The organism is Brevibacterium sp. Z349TD_9 (genome assembly GCF_056173565.1).
This window is the reverse complement of sequence record NZ_CM149680.1, coordinates 713782-734967: the sequence shown is the minus strand read 5'-3', so window position 1 is coordinate 734967 and position 21186 is coordinate 713782. Positions and strand designations below refer to the sequence as shown.

The window sequence follows — 21186 nt, the reverse complement described above, 5'->3', positions numbered from 1 at the left end:
TCCGGGAAGATTTTTCTCGATTCGGCAAACTCCCAGGTCAGCGGGTTGGCACAGATTGCCGACCACATCAGGAGATTCCGCATTGTGAGAGCACGACGGGTGTATCTAGAATGGGAGGTCAGTGCTTCCCCTGCGCACCCCACCGGCGAACGAGCGCGGCACCCTCCCCTCGCGCGGGTTCGACGGTCGAATTCCCCGCTTCCGACGATGACGAGTCCATGACCGAATCCCCCAGTCCCACCCCTGACGACGAGAGTCCCGTGGACGACGGCGGGACGGCGACCGATGCCGAGCTCGTCGCTCTCATCCGGGAGCACACCCCGGATTCGGCCAGCGGACGGCAGGCCTTCGCAGAGCTCTACGCCCGCCACCACGATCCCGCCCTCCACTACGCGATCCGCCTCACCGGCGACCGCCCGCGCGCCGAGGACGCCGTCGCCGAGGCGTTCGCGAAGATCTGGCGCGCGTGGGGCAATGGCGCGGGCCCCGAAGACGCATTCAAGTCCTACCTCATGACCGCCGTGCGCTCGGAGTCCTACCGCTGCACCGCGACGACGAGCGCGACGACCGCCGTCCTTCCCGAGGTCCTCGACGTCCTCGCCGGCAGCAGCTCGCGGGATCACGCGAACGAGATCGCCGAACGCGAGCACCTCGCCCGTGCGTTCTCCTCACTGCCGGAGACCTGGCAGACCGCGATCACGCTCATCGACATCGACGGCACCCCCACCGCCGAGGCGGCAGGGGCCCTCGGCCTCTCCCCGAACTCCTTCAACTCCCTGCTCCGCCGGGCTCGGGAAGGACTGCGCACCGCCTACCTCCAGGAGCTCGTCGAACCGGCCAGGCCCGCATGCGCGGCGTACTCCTCCGAACTCGCCCGCTACGTCCGCAAGCAGCTCGGCCGCCGACGGGGAGCATCGATCGAGACGCATCTGCGGCACTGCCAGTACTGCCGCCGGCAGACGCTGCTGCTCGGGCGCATCAACACGAAGCTCGGGGCGTGGCTGACCCCCGCCGTCCTCGCCGCCGCGCTCATCGAATCCGAGCAGTTCCCGGCTGTCCCGCCCGTCGCCGCCGCGAACGCCGGCGCAGAGCCGGCCGGAGCAGAGTCGGCCGGAGCAGAGCCGGCCGGCGCGCAGAACTCCGAGACCGTCTTCTTCAGTTCCCAGTCCGGCAGCGGCGCGGCAGGCTCGCCTTCGGGTCTTGCCCTCGGCCTCAAGATCGCCGCGGCCGCCCTCATCGCGACGGCGGCGATCGCCGCGACCGTGTGGGCACTCGACCCGAGCCCGAACGCTCCGGAGGTCGAGGGTCCCACCTCCTCGCCCGTGCAGCCGGAGACCGGCCTGGCCGACGACGACCCCGGCGAGGACCTGCGCTCTCCGGTCGCCCCTCCGGCGGCCGGCTCTCCCGATGCCGCTGTGCCCGCGGTCCCGGCGAACGAGGGACCACGGAACCCGGCCCCTGCTCCTCCGGCTCCCGGCGAGCCCGGCGGTCCGAACGCGGCGCCGCCGGCACCTCGCGATCCCGGCCCGAACAATCCTGGTCCGGGGGATCCCGGACCGGGGGATCCCGGCCCGGGACGGCCCGCGCCTCCGCCGCCGACCGATCCTCCGCCATCGGAACCACCGCCGACAAGTCCGCCACCGACAGAACCTCCACCGACGAGCCCTCCGCCGACAGAACCTCCACCGACGAGCCCTCCGCCGACGAGCCCGCCACCGACGGAGCCTCCTCCGACGGAACCTCCACCGACGAGCCCGCCGCCGACAGAACCTCCTCCGACGAGCCCTCCCACTCCGTCTCCGACGCCGACGGAGCCCGGTGACAACTGCCACGATGTCGGCTGGGGTTGGCACTGCCATTGATCGGGGTCCGTGCGGGCGCCAACGGCCCCGACTTCGGCCCGGACCCCGGCGGGGAGTAATGTGAAGGTCGATACTTCACACCTCTGACGAAGATTGCGAGCGGAAATGCCCTCAACGCAGGAAAAGGTCGACGTTGTCCTCATCGGCAGCGGCATCATGAGCGCCACCCTCGGCGCGATGCTGACCGAACTCCAGCCCGAATGGGATATCCGGGTCTACGAGAAGCTCGACTATGTCGCCAAGGAGAGCTCCGACCCGTGGAACAACGCCGGCACCGGTCACGCAGCTCTGTGCGAGCTCAACTACACCCCCGAGGATGCGAACGGCCACATCGACCTGAAGAAGGCCTCGCAGATCAACGAGCAGTTCCACCACTCGCGCCAGTACTGGTCGCACCTCGTCGACACCGGCGTCCTTCCGGAGCCGAAGAACTTCATCAACCAGGTCCCGCACATCAGCTACGGCCGCGGCGAGAAGGGTCGGGACTACATCAGGAACCGTCGTGAGCAGATGGTCCGCAACCCGCTCTTCGCCGAGATGGAGTACACCGACGATCCGGCCACGCAGGCCGAATGGCTGCCGCTGATGTTCGAGGGCCGCGGACCGGGCCAGGTCAACGGCATCTCCCGGACCCAGATCGGCACCGACGTCGACTTCGGTTCGCTCTCCCGCCAGCTCCTGCGCTACATGGCCGACAAGGGTGCGACGATCCGCACGAGCCACCAGGTCACCGACCTCGACCGCTCCTCCGACGGCTGGACCGTCACGGTCCGTGACCTGCTCTCCCGCGAGACGCACAAGGTGAGTGCGAAGTTCGTCTTCATCGGCGCCGGCGGCGGCGCCCTGCCGCTGCTCCAGAAGTCCGGGATCCCCGAAGGACGCGGCTACGGCGGCTTCCCCGTCTCCGGCATCTTCCTGCGCACCGCGAACCCCGAGCTCGTCTCCCGCCACCAGGCGAAGGTCTACGGCCAGGCCTCCTTCGGCGCACCCGCGATGTCCGTGCCCCACCTCGACACCCGCGTCGTCGACGGCAACGACTACCTCATGTTCGGCCCCTACGCCGGGTTCTCGCCGAAGTTCCTCAAGCGCGGTCGCTTCACCGACCTGCCGTTCTCCGTCCGCGGGAACAACCTGCCGACGATGCTCGGCGTCGCCAAGGACAACACGGACCTCGTCACCTACCTGCTCTCCGAACTCGCAGCCTCGAAGAAGGCCCGATTCGCGGCGATGAACGAATTCATCCCCGAGGTCGACCCTGCCGACTGGGAGTTCATCCAGGCCGGTCAGCGCGTCCAGGTGATGAAGCACGATGCCAAGCGCGGCGGCGTCCTCGGGTTCGGCACCGAACTCGTGTCCTCGGCCGACGGTTCGATCGCCGCCCTCCTCGGCGCCTCACCGGGTGCGTCGACCGCGGTGGCGATCATGCTCGGCCTGCTCAAGACCTGCTTCCCCCGTCAGTACGACGGATGGGAGCCCGCGCTCAAGGACATGGTCCCCTCGCTCGGGCGCAGCCTCGCCGACGACGAGACTCTGCTCACCGAGCTCTCCGAGTACACCGCCAGGACGCTGCAGCTCATCTGAGACCCTTCAGCTCATCTGAGGCGCTCCAGCTCCACACCTCAGCCGTCAGGTCCCGCTCTCAGAGCTCGACCTGGCGGTTGACGTCTTTGTAGAGGAGGTAGCGGAAGCGGCCGGGTCCGCCCGCGTAGCAGGCCTGCGGGCAGAAGGCGCGCATCGAGATGAAGTCGCCCTCCTGCACCTCGACCCAGTCGCCGTTGAGACGATAGACGGCCTTGCCCTCGAGGACGTAGAGGCCGTGCTCCATCTCGTGCGTCTCCGCGAACGGGATGACCGCGCCGGGTTCGAAGGTGACGATGTTGACGTGCATGTCGTAGGCGAGGTTCCCAGGATCCAACGGCCTCGTCGTCCGCCACCGGTTGTCGGTTCCCGGCATCGGGGACGGTCCGACATCGGCCTCGTTGCCGAAGGCCGCCTCGGGGATGAGCCCGGCCGCCGGCTGGAAGCGCTTGCGCACCCAGTGGAAGCGGGCCGCCTCGGCGCCGGTCGACTGCGCAGACCACGTCGATCCGGCCGGCAGGTACGCGAACCCGCCCGGGGTGAGCACATGGTCGGTGCCCTCATGGGTGACGGTGAGCTCACCGGCCATGACGAAGAGGAATCCCTCGACCTCGGGCTGCGGTTCGGGGGCCTGCGAGCCGCCGCCGGGCTGGACCTCGAGGATCGTCTGCGAAAACGTCACCGCTCCCCCTGCCACCGGCTTGCTCAGCACCCACGAGCGCGTGTCCGACCATTCGGGCAGCGCCGAGGTGACGATGTCGCGCAGCACCCCACGCGGGATGACCGTGTAGGCCTCGGTGACGATCGCCCTGTCGGTGAGCAGATCCGACTGCGGCGGGTGCCCACCGGTCGGAGCCCAATAGGTGTACGGGTCGGTGGTGATGCTCATGCGCGGGTCTCCTTCTCTGTGGCGATGCCGCCGGTGCGGGCGATCTGCTCGAGCACCTCGGCGGACATGTCGGTGCGTTCGGCGATGTCCTCGGGCGTGTGCGCCCCGCAGGACAGGCCCCGGCTGAGGTAGCGGGCGAGCGCCTTCGCCGTCGCCGGTTCGTCGAGGACGGCCGAGTCCTCCTGCCTGACGTAGCTGCGCAGCCGCTGCGCTGCGAGCTCGAGCCCCTCCCGGTAGAACCGGAAGGTCGAGAGGAACCGGGTCGGCAGCTGGTGCGGGTGCATGTCCCAGCCCTGGTAGATGCCGCGGCGCAGATGTCTGCGCACGAGGCGGGCGTGGAGGCTCCATGCCTGCTCGATCGCCGCCGGCTCCCCCACCGGGAGGATGTTCGTCGACCCGTCGGAGAGGTGGACGCCGGTGCCGGCGACGGCGACCATCATCTGATTCTTCGCGAAGTCCGCGACGGGATGCTCCATCGACTGGTAGGCGGCGGCCACGCCCATCGACGCCGAGTAGTCGTACGTGCCGTAGTGGAGCGAGGTGATGCGTCCCGCTCCGGCGTCGAGGACCCGGGCCACGGGCACGGTGCCGTCGGCGCCGAGGATGAGCTGCGGGGTCTCGACCTGGACTTCGAAGGTCAGTGCCCCGTCGTCGAGGCCGTGCTCCTCCTCGAGGTCGCGCAGCGCCGCGACCATGGCCGTGACCTGGTCGGCGGTGCTCACCTTCGGCAGGGTGAGGACGAGCCCCTCGGGCAGGGAGCCGTGGGCGGCGATGACGCCTGAGACGAAGAGGTCGAGGGTGCGCAGACCCCGTGCCCGGGTCGCAGCCTCGAGGCACTTGAACCGGATCCCGACGAACGCCGGCGCGGTGTCCTCGGCCATCCCGGCCACGACCGCACGGGCCGCCTCGCGCACCGCGGCGTCCTCGGCCTCGTCGCCCTGGTCGCCGAAGCCGTCCTCGAAGTCGTAGCGGAGATCCTCGATCGGCTCCGTCGTCAGCTTCCGCGTCACCGCCTCGGCGAGCAGCTCCGCCTCCCGGGCGACCTGGTGGAGGCTCGGCGGGGTGAGCCCCAGGGTCTCGTCGGCCTCCCTGCGGGCGGCGACGATGACGCGTTCGGCGAGCTGGACCATGCCACCGTTGTCCTCGGCGGCGGCGAGCGCCTGCTCACCCCACTGCCGGGGGACGGTCGGATCGGCCTGGTGACCTGGGACGTAGACCGTGTGGATGGGTTGGCGCACGTCCCGATCGCCCGGATAACGCGTGCTCAGCAGCTCGTCCGTGTCCGCGAGCAGAGCATCGATGTCATCGAGCGTTGATTGCTTCACTTCATCCTCTTCCGTTGCCGTGTGAGTGAGCTTGCCGGCTCCCCACCATTGTCACCCACATTCACCGCGAGACCGCGGCGACCGCCTCGGCGACCTTCTTCGCGACCTCGGGGTCGAAGACCGAGGGCACGACGTAGCCGGGATGGAGGTCCTCCTCCGGGATGCACGAGGCGATCGCGTCGGCGGCGGCGACCATGATCGACTCGTCGACGTCGGTGGCCTCGGCGTCGAGGAGACCGCGGAAGATCCCGGGGAACGCGAGGACGTTGTTGATCTGGTTCGGGTAGTCGCTGCGCCCGGTGGCGACGACGGCGGCGTGCTTGAGCGCCTCGGCGGGGTCGACCTCGGGATCGGGGTTGGCCATCGCGAAGACGAGCGCCCCGTCGTTCATCGCGGCGATGTCGTCACCGTTCAGCACGTTCGGAGCCGAGACACCGATGAAGACGTCGGCACCGCGGACCGCCTCCTTGAGGCTGCCCTCGAAGCCCTCGGGGTTCGTGTTCTCCTTCAGCCACACCTTGTGCTCGGTGTCGACGGTCGAGTTCGGTCCGATCGCCCCGTCCCGACCGCATGCGATGATCGTCTGCGCCCCGGCGACCTGGAGGAGACGGATGATCGCGTGCCCGGCAGCGCCGACCCCGGAGACGACGATGCGCACCTCGGCGATGTCCTTGCCGACGACCTTGAGGGCGTTCTTCAGCGCCGCGAGCGTGACGATGCCCGTGCCGTGCTGGTCGTCGTGGAAGACGGGGATGTCGAGTTCGGCGCGCAGGCGGCGTTCGATCTCGAAGCAGCGTGGGGCCGAGATGTCCTCGAGGTTGATCCCCCCGTAGGCCGGGGCGATGGCCTTGCAGATCGCGATGATCTCCTTGGCGTCCTTCGTGTCGAGGGCCACCGGCCACGCATCGACCCCCGCGAACTGCTTGAAGAGGACGGCCTTGCCCTCCATCACCGGCATCGCCGCTTCGGGCCCGATGTCGCCGAGGCCGAGGACCGCGGTCCCGTCCGTGACGACGGCGACGGTGTTGCGTTTGATCGTCAGGCGCCTCGCGTCGTCCTTGTTCGCAGCGATCGCCTTGCACACCCGAGCCACGCCGGGGGTGTAGGCACGGGAGAGGTCGTCGCGGTTGCGCAGCGGCACCTTCGGCGTCGATTCGAGCTTCCCGCCGAGGTGGAGGAGGAAGGTCCGATCGGAGACCTTCCGGACGTCGACGCCGGGCAGGGCGCTCAGCTCGGTCGAGACCTCCTCGGCGTGGGCGACGTCGCGGGTGTCGGCACTGACGTCGATGACGACGGTGTCCGGGGTGGATTCGACGACGTCGAGCGCGGTGATGCCGGCCCCGGTCGCCGCGGCCGCGGCCACGAGGTCCGAGGTCGACGACTGCCCGACGGCCGTGGCCACACGCAGGGTGATGGAGTATCCGGGGCTGGGAACAGCCATGATGTCATCCTCTCTGATGGAATCATTTCCGTATTACGGATGTTAGCTTCTGCATCATGGAAAATCTAGCGGGAGCGGGCGGTCAACGGAAACTTTCTTCCATTCCGCAGTAGACTGAGCGGAGGTGTCGCCCACTTCGAGGAAGAGGACTACGGATGACCACGAACGACTCAGCCACCCCCGCGATCCGCCAGACCAAGGGCGGGGTGCAGTCCGTCGAGCGCGCGTTCGGCCTCCTCGAGTGCATCGCGAACTCCTCCGGCTCGGCCACGCTCAGCCACATCGCCGCCGACGTCAACCTCCCCCTGCCGACGATCCACCGGCTGCTCTCGACCCTGCTCGGCCTCGGCGTCGTCCGTCAGCTGCCGGGCCGCGGCTACGCACTCGGGCCGGGACTCGTGCGCCTGGGCAATCTCGCCGGTGCGCAGCTCGGGGCGATCGCCCGACCCTACCTGCGCACGCTGGTCGAGGAGCTCGGCGAGTCCGCGAACGTCGCGACCCTCGACGGGGACATGGTCGTCTACGTCGATCAGGTCGCCTCCGAGCGGCAGATGCGGATGTTCACCGAGGTGGGACGCCGCACCCATATGCACGACACCGGTGTGGGCAAGGCGATCCTCGCCGAGCTCGACCCCGAGCAGGTCCGCCACATCGTCACCACCGCGGGCATGCCCACCCCGACCGAGCACAGCATCGGCACGATCGAGGAGCTCGAAGCCGAACTCGAGCGGATCCGTCAGCGCGGGTACTCGATCGACGAACAGGAGCAGGAGCTCGGGGTGCGCTGCTTCGCGATGTCCGTCCCCGATGCCCCGTCCCCGCTCGCGATCTCCGTCTCCGGGCCGATCAGCCGCGTCGACGAGGACTTCGCCGACCGCGCGATCCCCCTGCTCCGCTCGGCGGCCGAGCAGATCTCCCGCGACATGCGCCGCGGTTCCTGAGCCCCCTCAGGCATCCCCGCCCGCCGTGCCCGAGCTGCCCGAGTTGACGTCGTCGAGTCGGTACCTCCGGGCCGCCTCGGCGGGGGCCGCAGTCGGCACCTCGCCCCGGTCGGCGAGGAGCTGCAGGGCCCGGACGACCATCGAATGGGCGTCGATGCGGAAGTGACGCCGAGCCGCGGCCCGCGTGTCGGAGAAGCCGAACCCGTCGGCGCCGAGCGTCGCGAAGTCCTGGGAGAGGAAGGGCCGGATGAGATCCGGCTGCGTCGAGTCGAAGTCGCTGGTGGCGACGATCGGACCGGGTTCCCCGCCGAGGCGGCGACGGACGTAGGGCACCCGCGGTGCGGCCTCGACATCGGTCAGACGCGCGGCCTCGCACTCGAGACCGTCCCGGCGCAGCTCCGCCCACGAGGTCACCGACCACACGGCGGCATCGACGTCCCAGTCCTGGGCGAGCAGACCGCGGGCCTCGAGCGCCCACGGCACCGCGACCCCTGAGGCGAGGAGCTGCACGCGCGGACGCGACCCCGCCCCCGCCTCGGCGATCCGGTGGATGCCCCTGAGGATCCCCTCGACGTCGACGTCCTCGGGTTCGGCCGGCTGGACCATCGGCTCGTTGTAGACGGTGAGGTAGTACATGACGTTGCGCGCCGCCTCGCCGAGGTCGTGCTCGCCGTACATCCGGTGGAGGCCGTCGCGCATGATGTGGCCGATCTCGTAGCCGAAGGCGGGATCGTAGATCCGCACGGCCGGGTTCGTCGCCGCGAGCACGGGCGAGTGCCCGTCCGCGTGCTGGAGCCCCTCCCCGGTCAGGGTCGTCCGCCCCGCGGTCGCACCGATGATGAACCCTCGGGTCATCTGGTCGGCGGCCGCCCAGAACGCGTCGCCGGTGCGCTGGAAGCCGAACATCGAGTAGAAGACGTAGATGGGGATCATCGGCTGCCCGTGCGTCGAGTACGCGGTGCCGGCGGCGGTGAACCCGGCGGCCGCCCCTGCCTCGTTGATCCCGACGTGGAGGAGCTGACCGGAGCTCGCCTCCTTGTAGGAGAGGAAGAGCTCCCGGTCGACGGCGAGGTAGTTCTGCCCGTTGGGGTTGTAGATCTTCGCCGTCGGGAAGAACGCGTCGATGCCGAAGGTCCTCGCCTCGTCGGGGATGATCGGCACGATCCGCTCCCCCACCCCCTTCTCGCGCATGAGGTCCTTGAGCAGGCGGACGAAGGCCATCGTCGTCGCCGCCTTCTGCTGCCCTGATCCCTTCTTGGTCTGGGCGAAGGCCTTCTCGCTCACCGCGGGCAAGGTGATCGCACTGCGCTCGGTCCTCCGTTCGGGGACGAACCCGCCGAGGCGGCGGCGCCGCTCGATGAGGTATTCGATCGCCTCGTCGTCGGGTCCCGGATGATAGTAGGGCACCTGGTACGGGTCGGCATCGATGACGGCATCGGAGATCGGGATGTCCATCCGGTCACGGAAGGCCTTGATGTCATCGGCGGAGAACTTCTTCATCTGATGGGTCGCATTGCGCGACTCGAAGCTCGTCCCCAAGCCGTAGCCCTTGACGGTCTGGACGAGGACGACGGTGGGCCGATCGGGCTCCCGGACCGCCCGGTCGTAGGCGGCGAAGACCTTCTGGTAGTCGTGGCCGCCGCGCTTGAGGTTCCAGATGTCATCGTCGCTGAGGTGCTCGACGAGGCCCTTCGTCACCGGGGAGCGGCCGAAGAAGTTGTCGCGGATGAACCCACCGGACTCGGCCTTGAACGTCTGGTAGTCCCCGTCGAGGGTCTCGTTCATGATCCGCACGAGCTCACCGGTGCGGTCGGCGGCGAGCAGGGAGTCCCATTCGCGGCCCCAGAGGACCTTGATGACGTTCCAGCCGGCGCCGGTGAAGACCGCCTCGAGCTCCTGGACGATCTTGCCGTTGCCGCGCACGGGCCCGTCGAGGCGCTGGAGGTTGCAGTTGACGACGAACGTGAGGTTGTCGAGTCCCTCGTTCGCCGCGAGCTGGAGTGCGCCGCGCGATTCGGGTTCGTCCATCTCCCCGTCGCCGAGGAACGCCCACACCCGCTGCTCGGAGGTGTCGGCGATCCCGCGGTGGTGGAGGTAGCGGTTCATCTGCGCCTGGTAGATCGCGTTGATCGGCCCGAGCCCCATCGACACGGTCGGGAACTGCCAGAAGCCGGGCATGAGCCGCGGGTGCGGGTAGGAGCTCAGGCCGTTCGGCGCCCGGGAGGCCTCCTGGCGGAAGCCGTCGAGCTGCGCCTCGGTGAGCCTGCCCTCGAGGTAGGCGCGGGAGTACATGCCCGGGGAGGCATGGCCCTGGAAGAACACCTGGTCGCCGCCGCCGGGATGGTCCTGGCCGCGGAAGAAGTTGTTCAGCCCGATCTCGTAGAGTGTCGCCGCCCCGGCATAGGTCGAGATGTGCCCGCCGACGGAGATCTCCGGCCGCTGGGTCCGGTGGACGAGCATCGCGGCGTTCCAGCGCAGCCACTTCCGGTAGCGGCGCTCGAGGCGCTCATCCCCCGGATAGGCGGGCTCCTGGTCGGCCGGGATGGTGTTGACGTAGTCCGTCGTCGTCACCTTGGGCTGGGCGACGGAGTTCGTCGCCGCCCTCCGGCGCAGGGCCTCCATGATCTCACCGGCGCGCAGGGTGCCCTGGGTGCTCACGAGCCCCTCCCAGGACTCGAGCCACTCGTCGACCTCCTCGTCGGCGGTGGTTGCGGTGGTGCTGGTTGCGGTGGTGTGGTCGGGGCGGGAGGACAGTGCAGTCATCGGGGTTTGCCTCTCTGTCAGGGGTCGACGAAAAGTCGGGGTCAACGCGGTGCGGGGTCGACGAACGGACCCGCGGGAGGGTCTCCCGCGGGTCCGAGTCCGCTCTAGCGGGTCAGCAGAAGCCCCGGACGTTCGTCCAGGCGTCCTTCGACTCCTCGACGCCGTCGCGGGTGAAGGTCGCCTCGATGAGACCGTAGGGACGGTCGGCGACGATGAAGACCTCGTTCGGGTTCTCGAGCTCGAAGCGCTCGATGTCGTAGAGGAAGTGGTGCTTGTTCGGGCACGAGAAGCGGATCTCGTCGATCTCGTCGACCTGGTCGATGACCTTCTCGCCCATCTTGTACAGGGTCTGCTGCAGGGCCTTCGAGTAGTGGTCGGTGAAGGCGTCGAGGATGATCGCCTTGACCTTCTCGTACGTCGCCTCGAAGTCGAGGTCGGTCGTGTTGTAGACCCAGCGGGTGGCGATGTCGGTCGCCAGTATCCGGTCCTCGGTCTCCGGCAGCGTCGTGTACTTGTCCCGCGGGTAGCCGACGAATCCGGAGCCGGTGGTCTTGAGCACCGTGAGGTCGCGGAAGCCGGAGATGAGGGTGTCCTTGTCGCCGTCACGGGTGAGCAGCGCCGTGCGCACCTCGGGGGCGGCTCGGTAGAACGAGTGGTCGTGGTCGTTGATCCGGTCCCAGCCGAACTCCTCGGCCTCCCAGCGTCCGCCGCTCACCCAGTCGAAGCTTGAGGTGAAGTGGTCGGCGAGCCCGAGGAGGAACTGCTCCGGGGAGGTCACTCCGAGCTCTTTCGCCTTCGCGAAGATCGTGTTCTTCTGGGTGTCCGTGGCGACGACGTGCTCGTTGTCGCCCTCGGTGTGCGCGGTCTCGAAGTCGCCCCACAGCTGGGAGGTGACGTTGAGATCACGGATCTCGTGGCGGTCGGTGTCGCGGTAGACCCGCATGAGGCGGTTCTCCGCCTTGCCGTACTGGTTCGTCGTGAGTTTCACTGTGCTCATTGCCGTACTCCTCGTTGTGCCGTGATCGGCCCGGATATCGAAAACGAGGCTGCCGGGTCTCCGGCGAGCTTCGGCGGTTTGTTGAGGATGGAGATCCTGCAGGGGGCCTGCTTCCCCTGGTGTCTGTGGTCGCGCAGTGCTGTGGTGCCTCAGCTTCCCCGGTACGTGCTGTACGCGAACGGGCTGAGCAGCAGCGGGATGTGGTAGTGGGCTTCGCCCTCCTTGACGGTGAAGTCGATCGTCACCTGCGGGTGGAAGTGGTCCATGCCCTGGGCCTCGAAGTACTCTCCGGTGCCGAAGACGATTCGGTAGGTTCCCGGCTCGAGGCGCTCGGGTCCGAAGTCGCTGACCCGGCCGCTCGCGTCGGTGCGGGCGCTGACGATCTCGGTGTCCCCGTCGAAGAGGGTGACGGCGAGGTCCACGGCCGGAGTGCCTGCGGTCGAGTCGAGGGCGTGGGCGGTGATGAAGCTCATGCGAGGATCCCTGAGAGTCGGAGGACGGCGATCTCGATGAGCTGGTCGCCCACCTCGGCGAGTTCGTCCTCGGGCGTGTTGGTCATGCGGCGGTCGAGTTCGGCCAGGATCTCCTCCGGCGTGCGGCCGGCGGCGCGGATGAGGAAGACCCGGTCGAAGCGCTCCTCGTAGGCGGCGTTGCCGGCGCGCAGACGCTCCTCGACGGATCCGTCGAGGGCGCCGAGTCCGGCCTGTTCGCGGGAGGAGTGGGCCGCCTCGGCGGAATCGCCTGCGGCCTTCTCCCCGATCCGGGGATGATGGGCGAGCGCGGCGGAGATCTCCTCGGGCCGCAGCGGCGAGGCGACGGTGCGGGCACGCTCGAGCGCCGCCTCGACATCGGCGTAAGGGCGACCGGCGACGACGCCGGAGATCCAGCGCTCGACGTCGAGGCACGGGCGCACGACCTCGCGGGCCTCACCCTCCGGCAGCCGATCGAATTCGATCAGGTCCACATCGACCTCGTTTCGCATCTCGGAAGCACTCTTCCATTCGTTGCCTCGAGTGTGTCCCGGGTCTCACAGCGATGTCAAATCCATCCACCGTGACGATGAGAACCGCGGTAGCACCGGGAAAGTCATCGCTTTCGGAAATATTTTTCCGTATGATGAACGCAAGCGCGCCAGTGGTGTCGAGTGGAACCGTGAGGTTGAATGTGCTCATGAGCGAAGAAGCCCCCGTCATCGTCTGCGCGCCCGATTCCTTCAAGGGCTCAGCCGGTGCCCCCGCCGCGGCCGCGGCACTCGCCCGTGGAGCGGCCCAGGCCTTCCCCAGCGCGCGGATCACGCAGCTGCCCTTCGCCGACGGCGGTGAGGGCACGCTCGAAGCGCTGCTGGCCGTCTGGGGCACCCCGGCGCGGACCGTCGACGTCGTCGACGCGCTGGGGCGCCCAACGACCGCCCGCTACGGGCTCTCCGCCGACGGGAGGACCGCGGTCATCGAGGCGGCCCAGGCCAATGGTCTGCCCCAAGTCTCCGACGTGCCTCTCGAACCCGAGCGGGCGGGAACCTACGGCGTCGGCCTCATCGCCTCCCGCGTCCTCGAGGAGGGGGTCGACGAGATCCTCCTCTGCATCGGCGGCTCGGCGAGCACCGACGGCGGCGCCGGAATCGTCACCGCGCTCGGGGCCAGGTTCACCGATGCGGGGGGCGAACCCATCCCGCCCGGCGGCGGTGGTCTGGCGTCGCTGTCCGCCGTCGACGACTCCGGCCTCGACCCGCGTGCCCGCGCCGTGCGCTGGCGCATCGCCGTCGACGTCGACAACCCGCTCACCGGTCCCCGCGGCGCCGCTGCCGTGTTCGGTCCGCAGAAGGGCGCCGATGCCCCCGCCGTCGAGCGTCTCGATGCCGGTCTCACCCACGTCGCCGAGGTGCTCGCCGGGTCCACAGCCGAGGCCGAGTCGATGGCCGCGACCCCCGGATTCGGAGCCGCCGGCGGGATCCCGCTCGCGCTCACCGCCCTCCTCGGCGCCGAGGTCGTGCCCGGGTCGACGATGGTCGCCGAAGCGGTCGGGCTGTCTCAGTCCCTCGCCGACGCCGATCTCGTCCTCACCGGGGAGGGGTCGTTCGACTCGCAGTCGCTCGGGGGCAAGGTCGTCGCGGCCGTCCGCGATCATGCCCCCGCCTCGGCGAGCATCATCGTCGTCGCCGGACGGGTCGCACTCACTCCCGCCGAGTGCCGGGAGGCCGGCATCACCGCGGCGCTCTCGATCGCCCCGGGGCCGGCGGATCTCTCCGAACTCTCGGCGCAGGCTGAGGACCTCATCGAATCGACCGCCGCGCATGCATGCGCGCTCGTGGCGACCGGGCACCAGCAGGCAGGACACCAACCGAAAGGGCACTGATCATGGCGAACACACTCACCGTCGGGCAGCAGGCACCGGACTTCTCCCTCCAGGACGCCGACGGCCGGACCTATTCGAAGGAGGGTCTCGCAGGACAGCGGTTCATCCTCTACTTCTACCCGAAGGCCGCGACTCCGGGCTGCACGACGGAGGCGTGCGACTTCCGCGACAACCTCGCCTCCCTGACCGCCGGAGGCTTCGCCGTGCTCGGGGTCTCCCCCGACAGCCCCGAGGAGCTCCAGTCGTTCGCCGCGGACGAGTCGCTGACCTTCCCGCTGCTCTCCGACCCAGACAGCGCCGTCGCGAAGGCCTACGGCAGCTTCGGGGAGAAGACGATCGGCGACCGCACCATCGAGGGCACGCTGCGTTCGACCTTCGTCGTCGACGAGTCGGGCGCGCTCCAGCTCGCCGAGTACAACGTCTCCCCCGACGGCCATGTCCGTCGCCTCCGAGAGACCCTCGACGTCTGAGGCTCGACGCCTGAGGCTCGACGTCTGAGCCTGAGGGCACACGACGACGCGGCACCGCAGGATCTCTGCGGTGCCGCGTCGTCGTCGGGGCGCGGTCAGGCCGTGAGCAGGCGGCCGTGCGGGGCGTCGAAGTCGACGGGGGTGCCGGCGAGCAGGGTCTGCCTCACGGCCCCGCGCACGGTGCGCCGGTCGTAGGCGGTGATCTGGTTGCGGTGGTGGAGCTCGGTCGCCGACACCGTCCACTCCTCCTCGGGGGCGAAGAGCGCGAAGTCCGCGGAGTTGCCCACCGCGATCGACCCCTTGCCCTCGACGCGGGCGATCGCCGCGGGGGCGGCCGACATCCAGCGGACCACCTCGGCGAGCTCGATGCCCCGCCGCTGCGCCTCCGTCCACACGAGCGGGAGGCCGAGCTGGAGGGAGGAGATCCCGCCCCATGCCGCTCCGAAGTCACCGGACTCGAGGAGTTTGAGCTCCGCGGTCGAGGGCGAGTGGTCGGAGACGATGCAGTCGATCGTGCCGTCGATGAGCCCCTGCCACAGGGCCTCCCGGTTGGCCTCCTCGCGGATCGGCGGGCAGCACTTGTGCGTCGTCGCCCCGTCGGGGATCTCCTCGGCGGAGAAGACGAGGTAGTGGGGGCAGGTCTCGACGGTGAGCCGGACCCCCTCGGCCTTCGCCTCGGCGATCTGGGGCAGCGCATCGGCGGAGGAGAGGTGGAGGATGTGCGCGCGCCCGCCGGTGGCGCGTGCGGCGTCGATGACGCGTCCGATCGCGACGTTCTCGGCTTCGCGGGGGCGGGAGGCGAGGAAGTCGGCGAACCTCCGCCCCGAAGCGGTCGGGGCCTCGGCCATGACCGCGTGGTCCTCGGCGTGGACGATGAGGAGGCCGTCGAAGCCCGCGATCTCCGCGAGGTCGGTCTCCATCTCCACCGGGGTGAGCGGCGGGAACTCGTCGACCCCGGAGTCCTCGAGGAAGCACTTGAAGCCGAAGACCCCGGCCTCGTGGAGGGGGCGCAGCTCCCCGGTGTTCCCGGGGATCGCCCCGCCCCAGAAGCCGACATCGACGAAGGCCTTGGGTGCGGCGACGGCCCGCTTCGTCTCCAGGGCGTCGACATCGACCGTCGGGGGCAGGGAGTTGAGCGGCATGTCGAGGATCGTCGTCACGCCCCCGGCCGCCGCCGCCTTCGTCGCCGAGGCGAATCCCTCCCATTCGCTGCGTCCGGGATCGTTGACGTGGACGTGGGTGTCGACGAGGCCGGGCAGGAGCACCTGCGTGTCGTCGACGTCGAGGACCTGCGCCGAGGTGGTGCTCACCCGGTCCTCCCCCGTCGCGATCTCGACGATCCGTCCGTCGCGCACGGCCACCTCGGCGGCGACGATGCCCTCGGGCAGGACTGCGCGCTTCGCGCGGATGATGAGATCGACATTCATGCTTCCTCCTCGAATTCCTGAGCCTAGGGTCGGCCCCGCTCACGGGGCCATGGTATACCGGCGGTCGATCACTTCGCCGCTGCGAGTTCGCTCAGCGGGGTGAGCGCGGTGGGGGCGTCGGCCGGGGTCTGGGCGAGGACGTCGAACTCGTTGATGGCATCGAGGGCGAGCCCCATCGAGATGTTCGTGATCCTCTCGAGGATGATCTCGACGACGACGGGCACCTGGTGTTCGTCCATGAGCTCCTTGGCCACGCGCAGCCCTTCCCCGATGAGCTCGGGATCCTCGACGCGCAGCGCCTTGCAGCCGAGCCCCTGGGCGACGGCGACGTGGTCGACGCCGTAGCCGGCGGTCTCGCCCGTGGAGTTGATGTTGTCGAAGGCGAGCGAGACCTGATAGTCCATGTCGAAGCCGCGCTGGGACTGCCGGATGAGGCCGAGGTAGGAGTTGTTGACGACGACGTGGACGTAGGGGATCCGGTGCTGCGCACCGACGGCGAGCTCCTCGATCATGAACTGGAAGTCGTAGTCGCCCGAGAGCGCGACGACCGTCTGCCCGGGCTTGCCCTTCGCGACTCCCAGCGCCGCCGGCCCCGTCCATCCGAGCGGACCGGCCTGACCGGCGTTGATCCAGTGCCGGGGCCGGTAGACGTGGAGCATCTGCGCGCCGGCGATCTGGCTCAGCCCGATCGTCGAGACGTACGTGACGTCCTCGCCGAAGGCGGTGTTCATCTCCTGGTAGACCCGCTGCGGCTTGATCGGCTTCTCCGTGTAGTTCGTCTTCCGGTGCTCGGTCGACTTCCGCTGGGTGCACGAGCGCGCCCACTCCGTGAAGTCGGGCAGGCCACGACCGGCGGCCCGGCCGCGGGCGGCGTCGAGCAGCGCGTCGAGGGCGGCCCCGGCATCGGAGACGACGCCGTAGTCGGGGGCGAAGACGCGCCCGATCTGGGTCGGTTCGATGTCGATGTGGACGAACCTCCGCCCCTTCCGGTAGACGGAGAGGTCACCGGTGTGACGGTTGGCCCAGCGGTTGCCGATGCCGATGACGAGGTCGGACTCGAGGAACGACGCATTGCCGTAGCGCACGTGCGTCTGGATCCCGACCATGCCGGCGGCCAGCGGGTGGCTGTCGGGGATCGTGCCCCACCCCATGAGCGTCGGCGAGACGGGGATCGAGGTGAACTCGGCGAACTCGACGAGCCGCTCACTCGCATCGGCACCCAAGATCCCGCCGCCGGCGATGATGAGCGGGTGCTTCGCCTCGGCGATGAGGTCGAGGATCCGCTCCGCCTGCGCCGGGGTGGCCTGCGGCCGGTCGACGGGCAGCGGCTCGTAGGTGTCGATGTCGAAGTCGATCTCCGTCTGCTGGACGTCGATGGGCAGGTCGATGAGGACGGGCCCCGGACGCGCCGAGCGCATGAGCTGGAACGCCTTCTGGAAGACACCGGGCACCTGCCCCGCTTCGAGGACGGTCTTCGCCATCTTCGTCACGGGGGCGGCGATCGCCGCGATGTCGACGGCCTGGAAGTCCTCCTTGTCGAGGACGGCGACCGGCGCCTGCCCGGTGATGCAGAGGATCGGCTGCGAGTCCGCGGCAGCCGCATAGAGACCGGTGATCATGTCCGTGCCCGCCGGTCCCGAGGTGCCGAGGCAGACCCCGATGTTCCCTGCTGCCGCCCGCGTGAATCCGTCGGCCATGTGCGAGGCGCCCTCGACATGGCGGGCGAGCGTGTGGCGGATCCCGCCGTGGGCCCGCATCGCCGCATACAGCGGGTTGATCGCGGCTCCCGGCAGGCCGAAGGTCTCGGTCGCGCCTTCCTTCTCGAGGATGAGGACGATGGCGTCGACTGCGCGCATTCTCGTCATCACGCCGCTCCTTCCTGTGCGTCCGCGTCCTCGTCCTCCGCCGAGGCGGTCGTTCCCGAGAGCTGTTCGACGACGGTGAGGAGGCCGGAGTGGTCGAGTCCGCCGTTGCCCTGGGCGACGGTGGCGGCGACGAGCTGGGCGACGGCGGCGCCGAGCGGGATCGTCACCCCGGCCTCGCGGGCGGCGGCGGTGACGATGCCCATGTCCTTGTGGTGGAGCGCGAGCCGGAATCCGGGGGCGAATTCGCGGTCGAGCATCTTCTGCCCCTTCTGCTCGAGCACCTTGGAGCCGGCGAGTCCGCCGCCGAGGACTTCGAGCGCCGAGGCGGTGTCGACGCCGTAGGCCTCGAGGAAGACGACCGCCTCGGCGAGGAGTCCGATGTTGCCGGCGACGATGAGCTGATTCGCGGCCTTGACGGTCTGGCCGGCGCCCGAGGGGCCGACGTGGACGATCGTCTTCCCGACCGCCTCGAAGACCTCGGAGGCGGCCGCGAAGTCGGCCTCGTCACCGCCGACCATGATCGAGAGGACGCCGTCGACGGCGCCGGGCTCACCGCCGGAGACCGGGGCGTCGAGGGGCCTCAGTCCTGCCTCCTTCGCCTGCGCGGCGAGCTCCTTGGCGACGTCGGGCCGGATGGTCGAGAAGTCGATCCAGGTGGCTCCCGGCTTCGCGGCGGCGAGGATCCCGTCCAGCACGGCTTCGACGTCGGGCGAGTCGGGGACCATGGTGGCGATGACGTCGGCCCCGTCGACCGCCTCGGCGATCGTGGCTGCGGCCTGCCCGCCGGCGGCGGCGAGGTCCTCGGCCTTGGCGGGGGTGCGGTTGAAGCCGCGGACGGTGAAGCCGGCGTCGACGAGGTTCTTCGCCATGGGAAGTCCCATGATGCCGAGTCCGATGAAGGCGATGGTGGTCATGTTCTCTGTCCTTTGCAATGGGTCGGGGTGGTCAGCCGCCGAGGCGGTCGGTCAGTGGGCGAGCCACGCGAAGGCGGTCTCGCGGTCCTGCTTGTACTCGAGCGCGATCTGCCCGGAGTAGCCGAGGGCGAAGGAGCGGTCGATCCACTCCCTCAGCGGCAGCTGCCCGGTTCCCGGGGCTCCGCGGCCCTCGGCGTCGGCGATCTGGATGTGGCCGAAGTCCGCGGCCCCGGATTCGATCGCGGCGGCGACGTCGTCGCCGTTGACGGCCATGTGGAAGAAGTCGGCGAGGACGGCGATGTTCTCCGCCCCGCCGGCACGAACCGCCTCGACGACTGCGGCCGCATCGGCGGCGGTCTTGAGCGGATAGGCGTCTGCCCCGGAGACGGGTTCGACGAGGACGGTGCCGCCGATGCCGGCCACGGCACGGGCGGCGACGGCAAGGTTCTCCAGCGCCACGGCGTCCTGCTCCTCCGGGGTCGAGTCGTCGACGCGCAGCCCGTAGAGGGCGTTGAAGGCGCGGCACCCGGTGCGTTCGCCGATGCCGGCGACGATCTCCGCGTTCTTCGTGAAGTCGGCCTGCGAGCCGGGGATCGAGACCATGCCGCGGTCACCTGCGGCCATGTCCCCGGCCCAGAAGTTCAGGCCCTTGAGCTCGACGCCGGCGGATTCGAGGGAGGCGATGAACGCGTCGACCTCGGCGGGGCTCGGCGTCGGGTCGCCGTCGAAGGGCCACCAGAACTCGACCTTGGCAAAGCCTGCGTCCTTCGCGGCCTGCGCGCGTTCGAGAACGGGGAGTTCGGTGAGCAGGGTGGAGCAGTTGAGGATGTAGCTGTCTGCCTGAGTGAAGTCGAACGTCGACATCGGGTCTCCTTCGCGACTCTGCGATTTGCGGAAGTTTCCGTATTGTGGAAGTTCATTTCCGTTGGATGAAAACAGCATACGCATCGGCGGAGTGGGGAGTCAAGCCCCGCAGCCCTCCGGAGCTGACCACCCTGCTGGGGGTGGCCGAGCGCCCGGAGGGCTGCTGGCAGGCTAACCTCAGGCCTTGACGAAGCCTCAGCCTTTGACGAGGTCTCCGTCGACCCACACCCTCGTGAGGTCGGCGGGGGTGCCGAGAGCGAAGATCTTCGCGAGCGCATCCTCATCGGATTCGGCGTGGGCGAGGCCGACCTCGAGCGGCTGCCCGGCCGCGGGATCGACGAAGACGGCGTCGAAGCGCTTGCCCACGGACAGGTCGCCGACCGTCTCGTCGAGGCCGAGCGCCCCGGCTCCGGCCGAGGTCGCGAGGTGGAGGAGGTGGGTCGAGGTCAGCGGCACTCCGCCTGCGGGGTCGAGCTGCTGCATGAAGTACGCCTGCACGCCCTCCTTGAGCAGGGAGAACCCGGTGCCGGCCCCGACGTCGGAGCCGAGCGCCACCCGGACACCTGCGTCGAGGTGGCGCCGCAGCGGGAAGAAGCCGCTCGCGAGCGCCGAGTTCGACGTCGGGCAGTGCGCTGCCGCCGCCCCCGCCTCCCCCATGCGCCCCAGCTCCCGGTCGGCGGGGTGGACGTTGTGGGCGAGGATCGTCTGCCTCCCGAGCAGTCCCGCCCGGTCGTACGTGTCGAGGTAGTCGCGCGCTTCCGGGTGGATTGCTGCCACCCCGGCGATCTCGTCGCGGTTCTCGTTGAGGTGGGAGGTCACCCAGATCCCGGGATTGTCCGCGACGAGCTGCCCGCCCGCGGCGAGGAGTTCGGGTCCGGCGGAGAACGAGAACCGCGGGGTCACCGCGAAGCGCAGCCGCCCCTTCCCGTGCCAGCGCTCGATGAGCTCCTGGCTCTCGCGCACGGAGCGGTCGACGTCGGTGAGGAGGATGTCGGGGAGGTTCCGGTCGCTGGTGACCAGTCCCGTCGTGATCCGCAGCCCCACCTCGGCGGCCTGGGCGAAGAGGATGTCGACCGCGGAGGCGAAATGGGATCCGAAGACCATCGCCGAGGTGGTCCCGGCGCTCGTCAGTCCGGTGAGGAACTCCCCTGCCAGCGCCCGGGCGTAGGCGTCGTCGCCGAGCTTCGCCTCCTCGGGCAGGGCGCACTGGTCGAGCCAGTCGAGCAGGGGCCGGCCGAGGTGGCCGATCGCCCGGATCTGGGGGAAGTGGACGTGGGTGTCGACGAAGCCGGGCAGGAGGACGCCGGAGCGGAGGTCGACGACCTCGGCGTAGGGATGGCGCTCCCTGGCGGTGGAGAAGTCGGTGCGGGCGACGATGCGTCCGGAGTCGACGACGAGCGCGGTGTCGGACTCCGATCGCAGAGTGCCCCCGGCGAAGGGATCGGTGGGGGTGTCGAAGACGCGGGCACGGAAGATCTGCATGGTGGTGCTCCTCTCA

Annotated in this window: 17 protein-coding genes; 5 read left to right on the top strand and 12 right to left on the bottom strand. The window is 69.5% G+C overall.

The features are described from left to right. Nucleotides 1-218 precede the first annotated feature (218 nt). Both AC0VYB_RS03150 and mqo read left to right on the top strand, forming a co-directional pair. Nucleotides 219-1862 carry an RNA polymerase sigma factor gene (locus AC0VYB_RS03150; protein WP_162909055.1) on the top strand — a complete coding sequence of 548 codons (1644 nt, stop codon included), beginning with the start codon at nucleotides 219-221 and terminating at the stop codon, nucleotides 1860-1862. A 105-nt stretch (nucleotides 1863-1967) separates the two neighbouring features. Beyond that, complete coding sequence (gene mqo / locus AC0VYB_RS03145; RefSeq protein ID WP_009378021.1) at nucleotides 1968-3443, top strand: malate dehydrogenase (quinone); 1476 nt, start codon at nucleotides 1968-1970, stop codon at nucleotides 3441-3443. Nucleotides 3444-3501: 58 nt separating this feature from the next. Here mqo and AC0VYB_RS03140 read toward each other — a convergent pair whose 3' ends face one another. The 3 genes from AC0VYB_RS03140 to AC0VYB_RS03130 form a co-directional block, all read right to left on the bottom strand. After that, entirely contained in the window at nucleotides 3502-4329 is an 828-nt protein-coding gene (locus AC0VYB_RS03140; protein WP_259864441.1) for a bifunctional allantoicase/(S)-ureidoglycine aminohydrolase, read from the bottom strand. Then, nucleotides 4326-5654 carry a DUF6986 family protein gene (locus tag AC0VYB_RS03135; protein ID WP_278372416.1) on the bottom strand — a complete coding sequence of 443 codons (1329 nt, stop codon included), beginning with the start codon at nucleotides 5652-5654 and terminating at the stop codon, nucleotides 4326-4328. The genes AC0VYB_RS03140 and AC0VYB_RS03135 overlap by 4 nt, the downstream gene beginning before the upstream one ends. Nucleotides 5655-5715: 61 nt before the next feature. Further along, nucleotides 5716-7095 carry an NAD-dependent malic enzyme gene (locus tag AC0VYB_RS03130; RefSeq protein ID WP_063249923.1) on the bottom strand — a complete coding sequence of 460 codons (1380 nt, stop codon included), beginning with the start codon at nucleotides 7093-7095 and terminating at the stop codon, nucleotides 5716-5718. A gap of 155 nt (nucleotides 7096-7250) precedes the next feature. Here AC0VYB_RS03130 and AC0VYB_RS03125 point away from each other — a divergent pair, with 155 nt between their 5' ends. Beyond that, nucleotides 7251-8036, top strand: a complete 786-nt coding sequence (locus AC0VYB_RS03125) for an IclR family transcriptional regulator (RefSeq protein ID WP_009378011.1) — start codon at nucleotides 7251-7253, stop codon at nucleotides 8034-8036. Between the two features lie 6 nt (nucleotides 8037-8042). Here the strand turns inward: AC0VYB_RS03125 and aceE are convergent, their stop codons facing one another. The 4 genes from aceE to uraD all read right to left on the bottom strand — a co-directional run bounded on the left by aceE (nucleotide 8043) and on the right by uraD (nucleotide 12760). Next, nucleotides 8043-10799: a pyruvate dehydrogenase (acetyl-transferring), homodimeric type gene (aceE, locus tag AC0VYB_RS03120; protein WP_156491144.1), complete on the bottom strand. Its 2757-nt coding sequence runs from the start codon at nucleotides 10797-10799 to the stop codon at nucleotides 8043-8045. 112 nt (nucleotides 10800-10911) lie between these two features. Then, a complete protein-coding gene (gene pucL, locus AC0VYB_RS03115) occupies nucleotides 10912-11796 on the bottom strand; it encodes a factor-independent urate hydroxylase (RefSeq protein WP_009378007.1) in 885 nt (294 codons plus the stop codon). 149 nt (nucleotides 11797-11945) lie between these two features. Then, nucleotides 11946-12269 carry a hydroxyisourate hydrolase gene (uraH, locus tag AC0VYB_RS03110; RefSeq protein WP_475385033.1) on the bottom strand — a complete coding sequence of 108 codons (324 nt, stop codon included), beginning with the start codon at nucleotides 12267-12269 and terminating at the stop codon, nucleotides 11946-11948. Continuing rightward, nucleotides 12266-12760 (bottom strand): 2-oxo-4-hydroxy-4-carboxy-5-ureidoimidazoline decarboxylase, encoded by a 495-nt coding sequence (gene uraD / locus AC0VYB_RS03105; RefSeq protein WP_063249984.1) that lies wholly within the window; start codon nucleotides 12758-12760, stop codon nucleotides 12266-12268. The genes uraH and uraD overlap by 4 nt, the downstream gene beginning before the upstream one ends. A gap of 206 nt (nucleotides 12761-12966) precedes the next feature. Here uraD and AC0VYB_RS03100 point away from each other — a divergent pair, with 206 nt between their 5' ends. Beyond that, a complete protein-coding gene (locus AC0VYB_RS03100) occupies nucleotides 12967-14148 on the top strand; it encodes a glycerate kinase (protein WP_193338390.1) in 1182 nt (393 codons plus the stop codon). 2 nt (nucleotides 14149-14150) lie between these two features. Further along, the gene (locus AC0VYB_RS03095) at nucleotides 14151-14618 is read left to right on the top strand and encodes a peroxiredoxin (RefSeq protein ID WP_063249926.1); all 468 of its coding nucleotides are present in this window, start codon (nucleotides 14151-14153) and stop codon (nucleotides 14616-14618) included. Between the two features lie 95 nt (nucleotides 14619-14713). On the opposite strand, the gene allB is transcribed toward AC0VYB_RS03095, so the two are convergent. The 5 genes from allB to guaD form a co-directional block, all read right to left on the bottom strand. After that, on the bottom strand, nucleotides 14714-16045 hold the full coding sequence (gene allB / locus AC0VYB_RS03090) for an allantoinase AllB (protein ID WP_063249927.1): 1332 nt from the start codon (nucleotides 16043-16045) through the stop codon (nucleotides 14714-14716). 68 nt (nucleotides 16046-16113) lie between these two features. Then, nucleotides 16114-17910: a glyoxylate carboligase gene (gene gcl, locus AC0VYB_RS03085; RefSeq protein WP_063249928.1), complete on the bottom strand. Its 1797-nt coding sequence runs from the start codon at nucleotides 17908-17910 to the stop codon at nucleotides 16114-16116. Continuing rightward, on the bottom strand, nucleotides 17910-18824 hold the full coding sequence (locus AC0VYB_RS03080) for a 2-hydroxy-3-oxopropionate reductase (RefSeq protein ID WP_193338392.1): 915 nt from the start codon (nucleotides 18822-18824) through the stop codon (nucleotides 17910-17912). Before AC0VYB_RS03080 ends, gcl begins: the two co-directional genes overlap by 1 nt. 51 nt (nucleotides 18825-18875) lie before the next feature. Then, nucleotides 18876-19688 (bottom strand): hydroxypyruvate isomerase family protein, encoded by an 813-nt coding sequence (locus AC0VYB_RS03075; protein WP_063249930.1) that lies wholly within the window; start codon nucleotides 19686-19688, stop codon nucleotides 18876-18878. 195 nt (nucleotides 19689-19883) lie between these two features. Next, complete coding sequence (guaD, locus tag AC0VYB_RS03070; protein ID WP_063249931.1) at nucleotides 19884-21170, bottom strand: guanine deaminase; 1287 nt, start codon at nucleotides 21168-21170, stop codon at nucleotides 19884-19886. Nucleotides 21171-21186 lie beyond the last annotated feature (16 nt).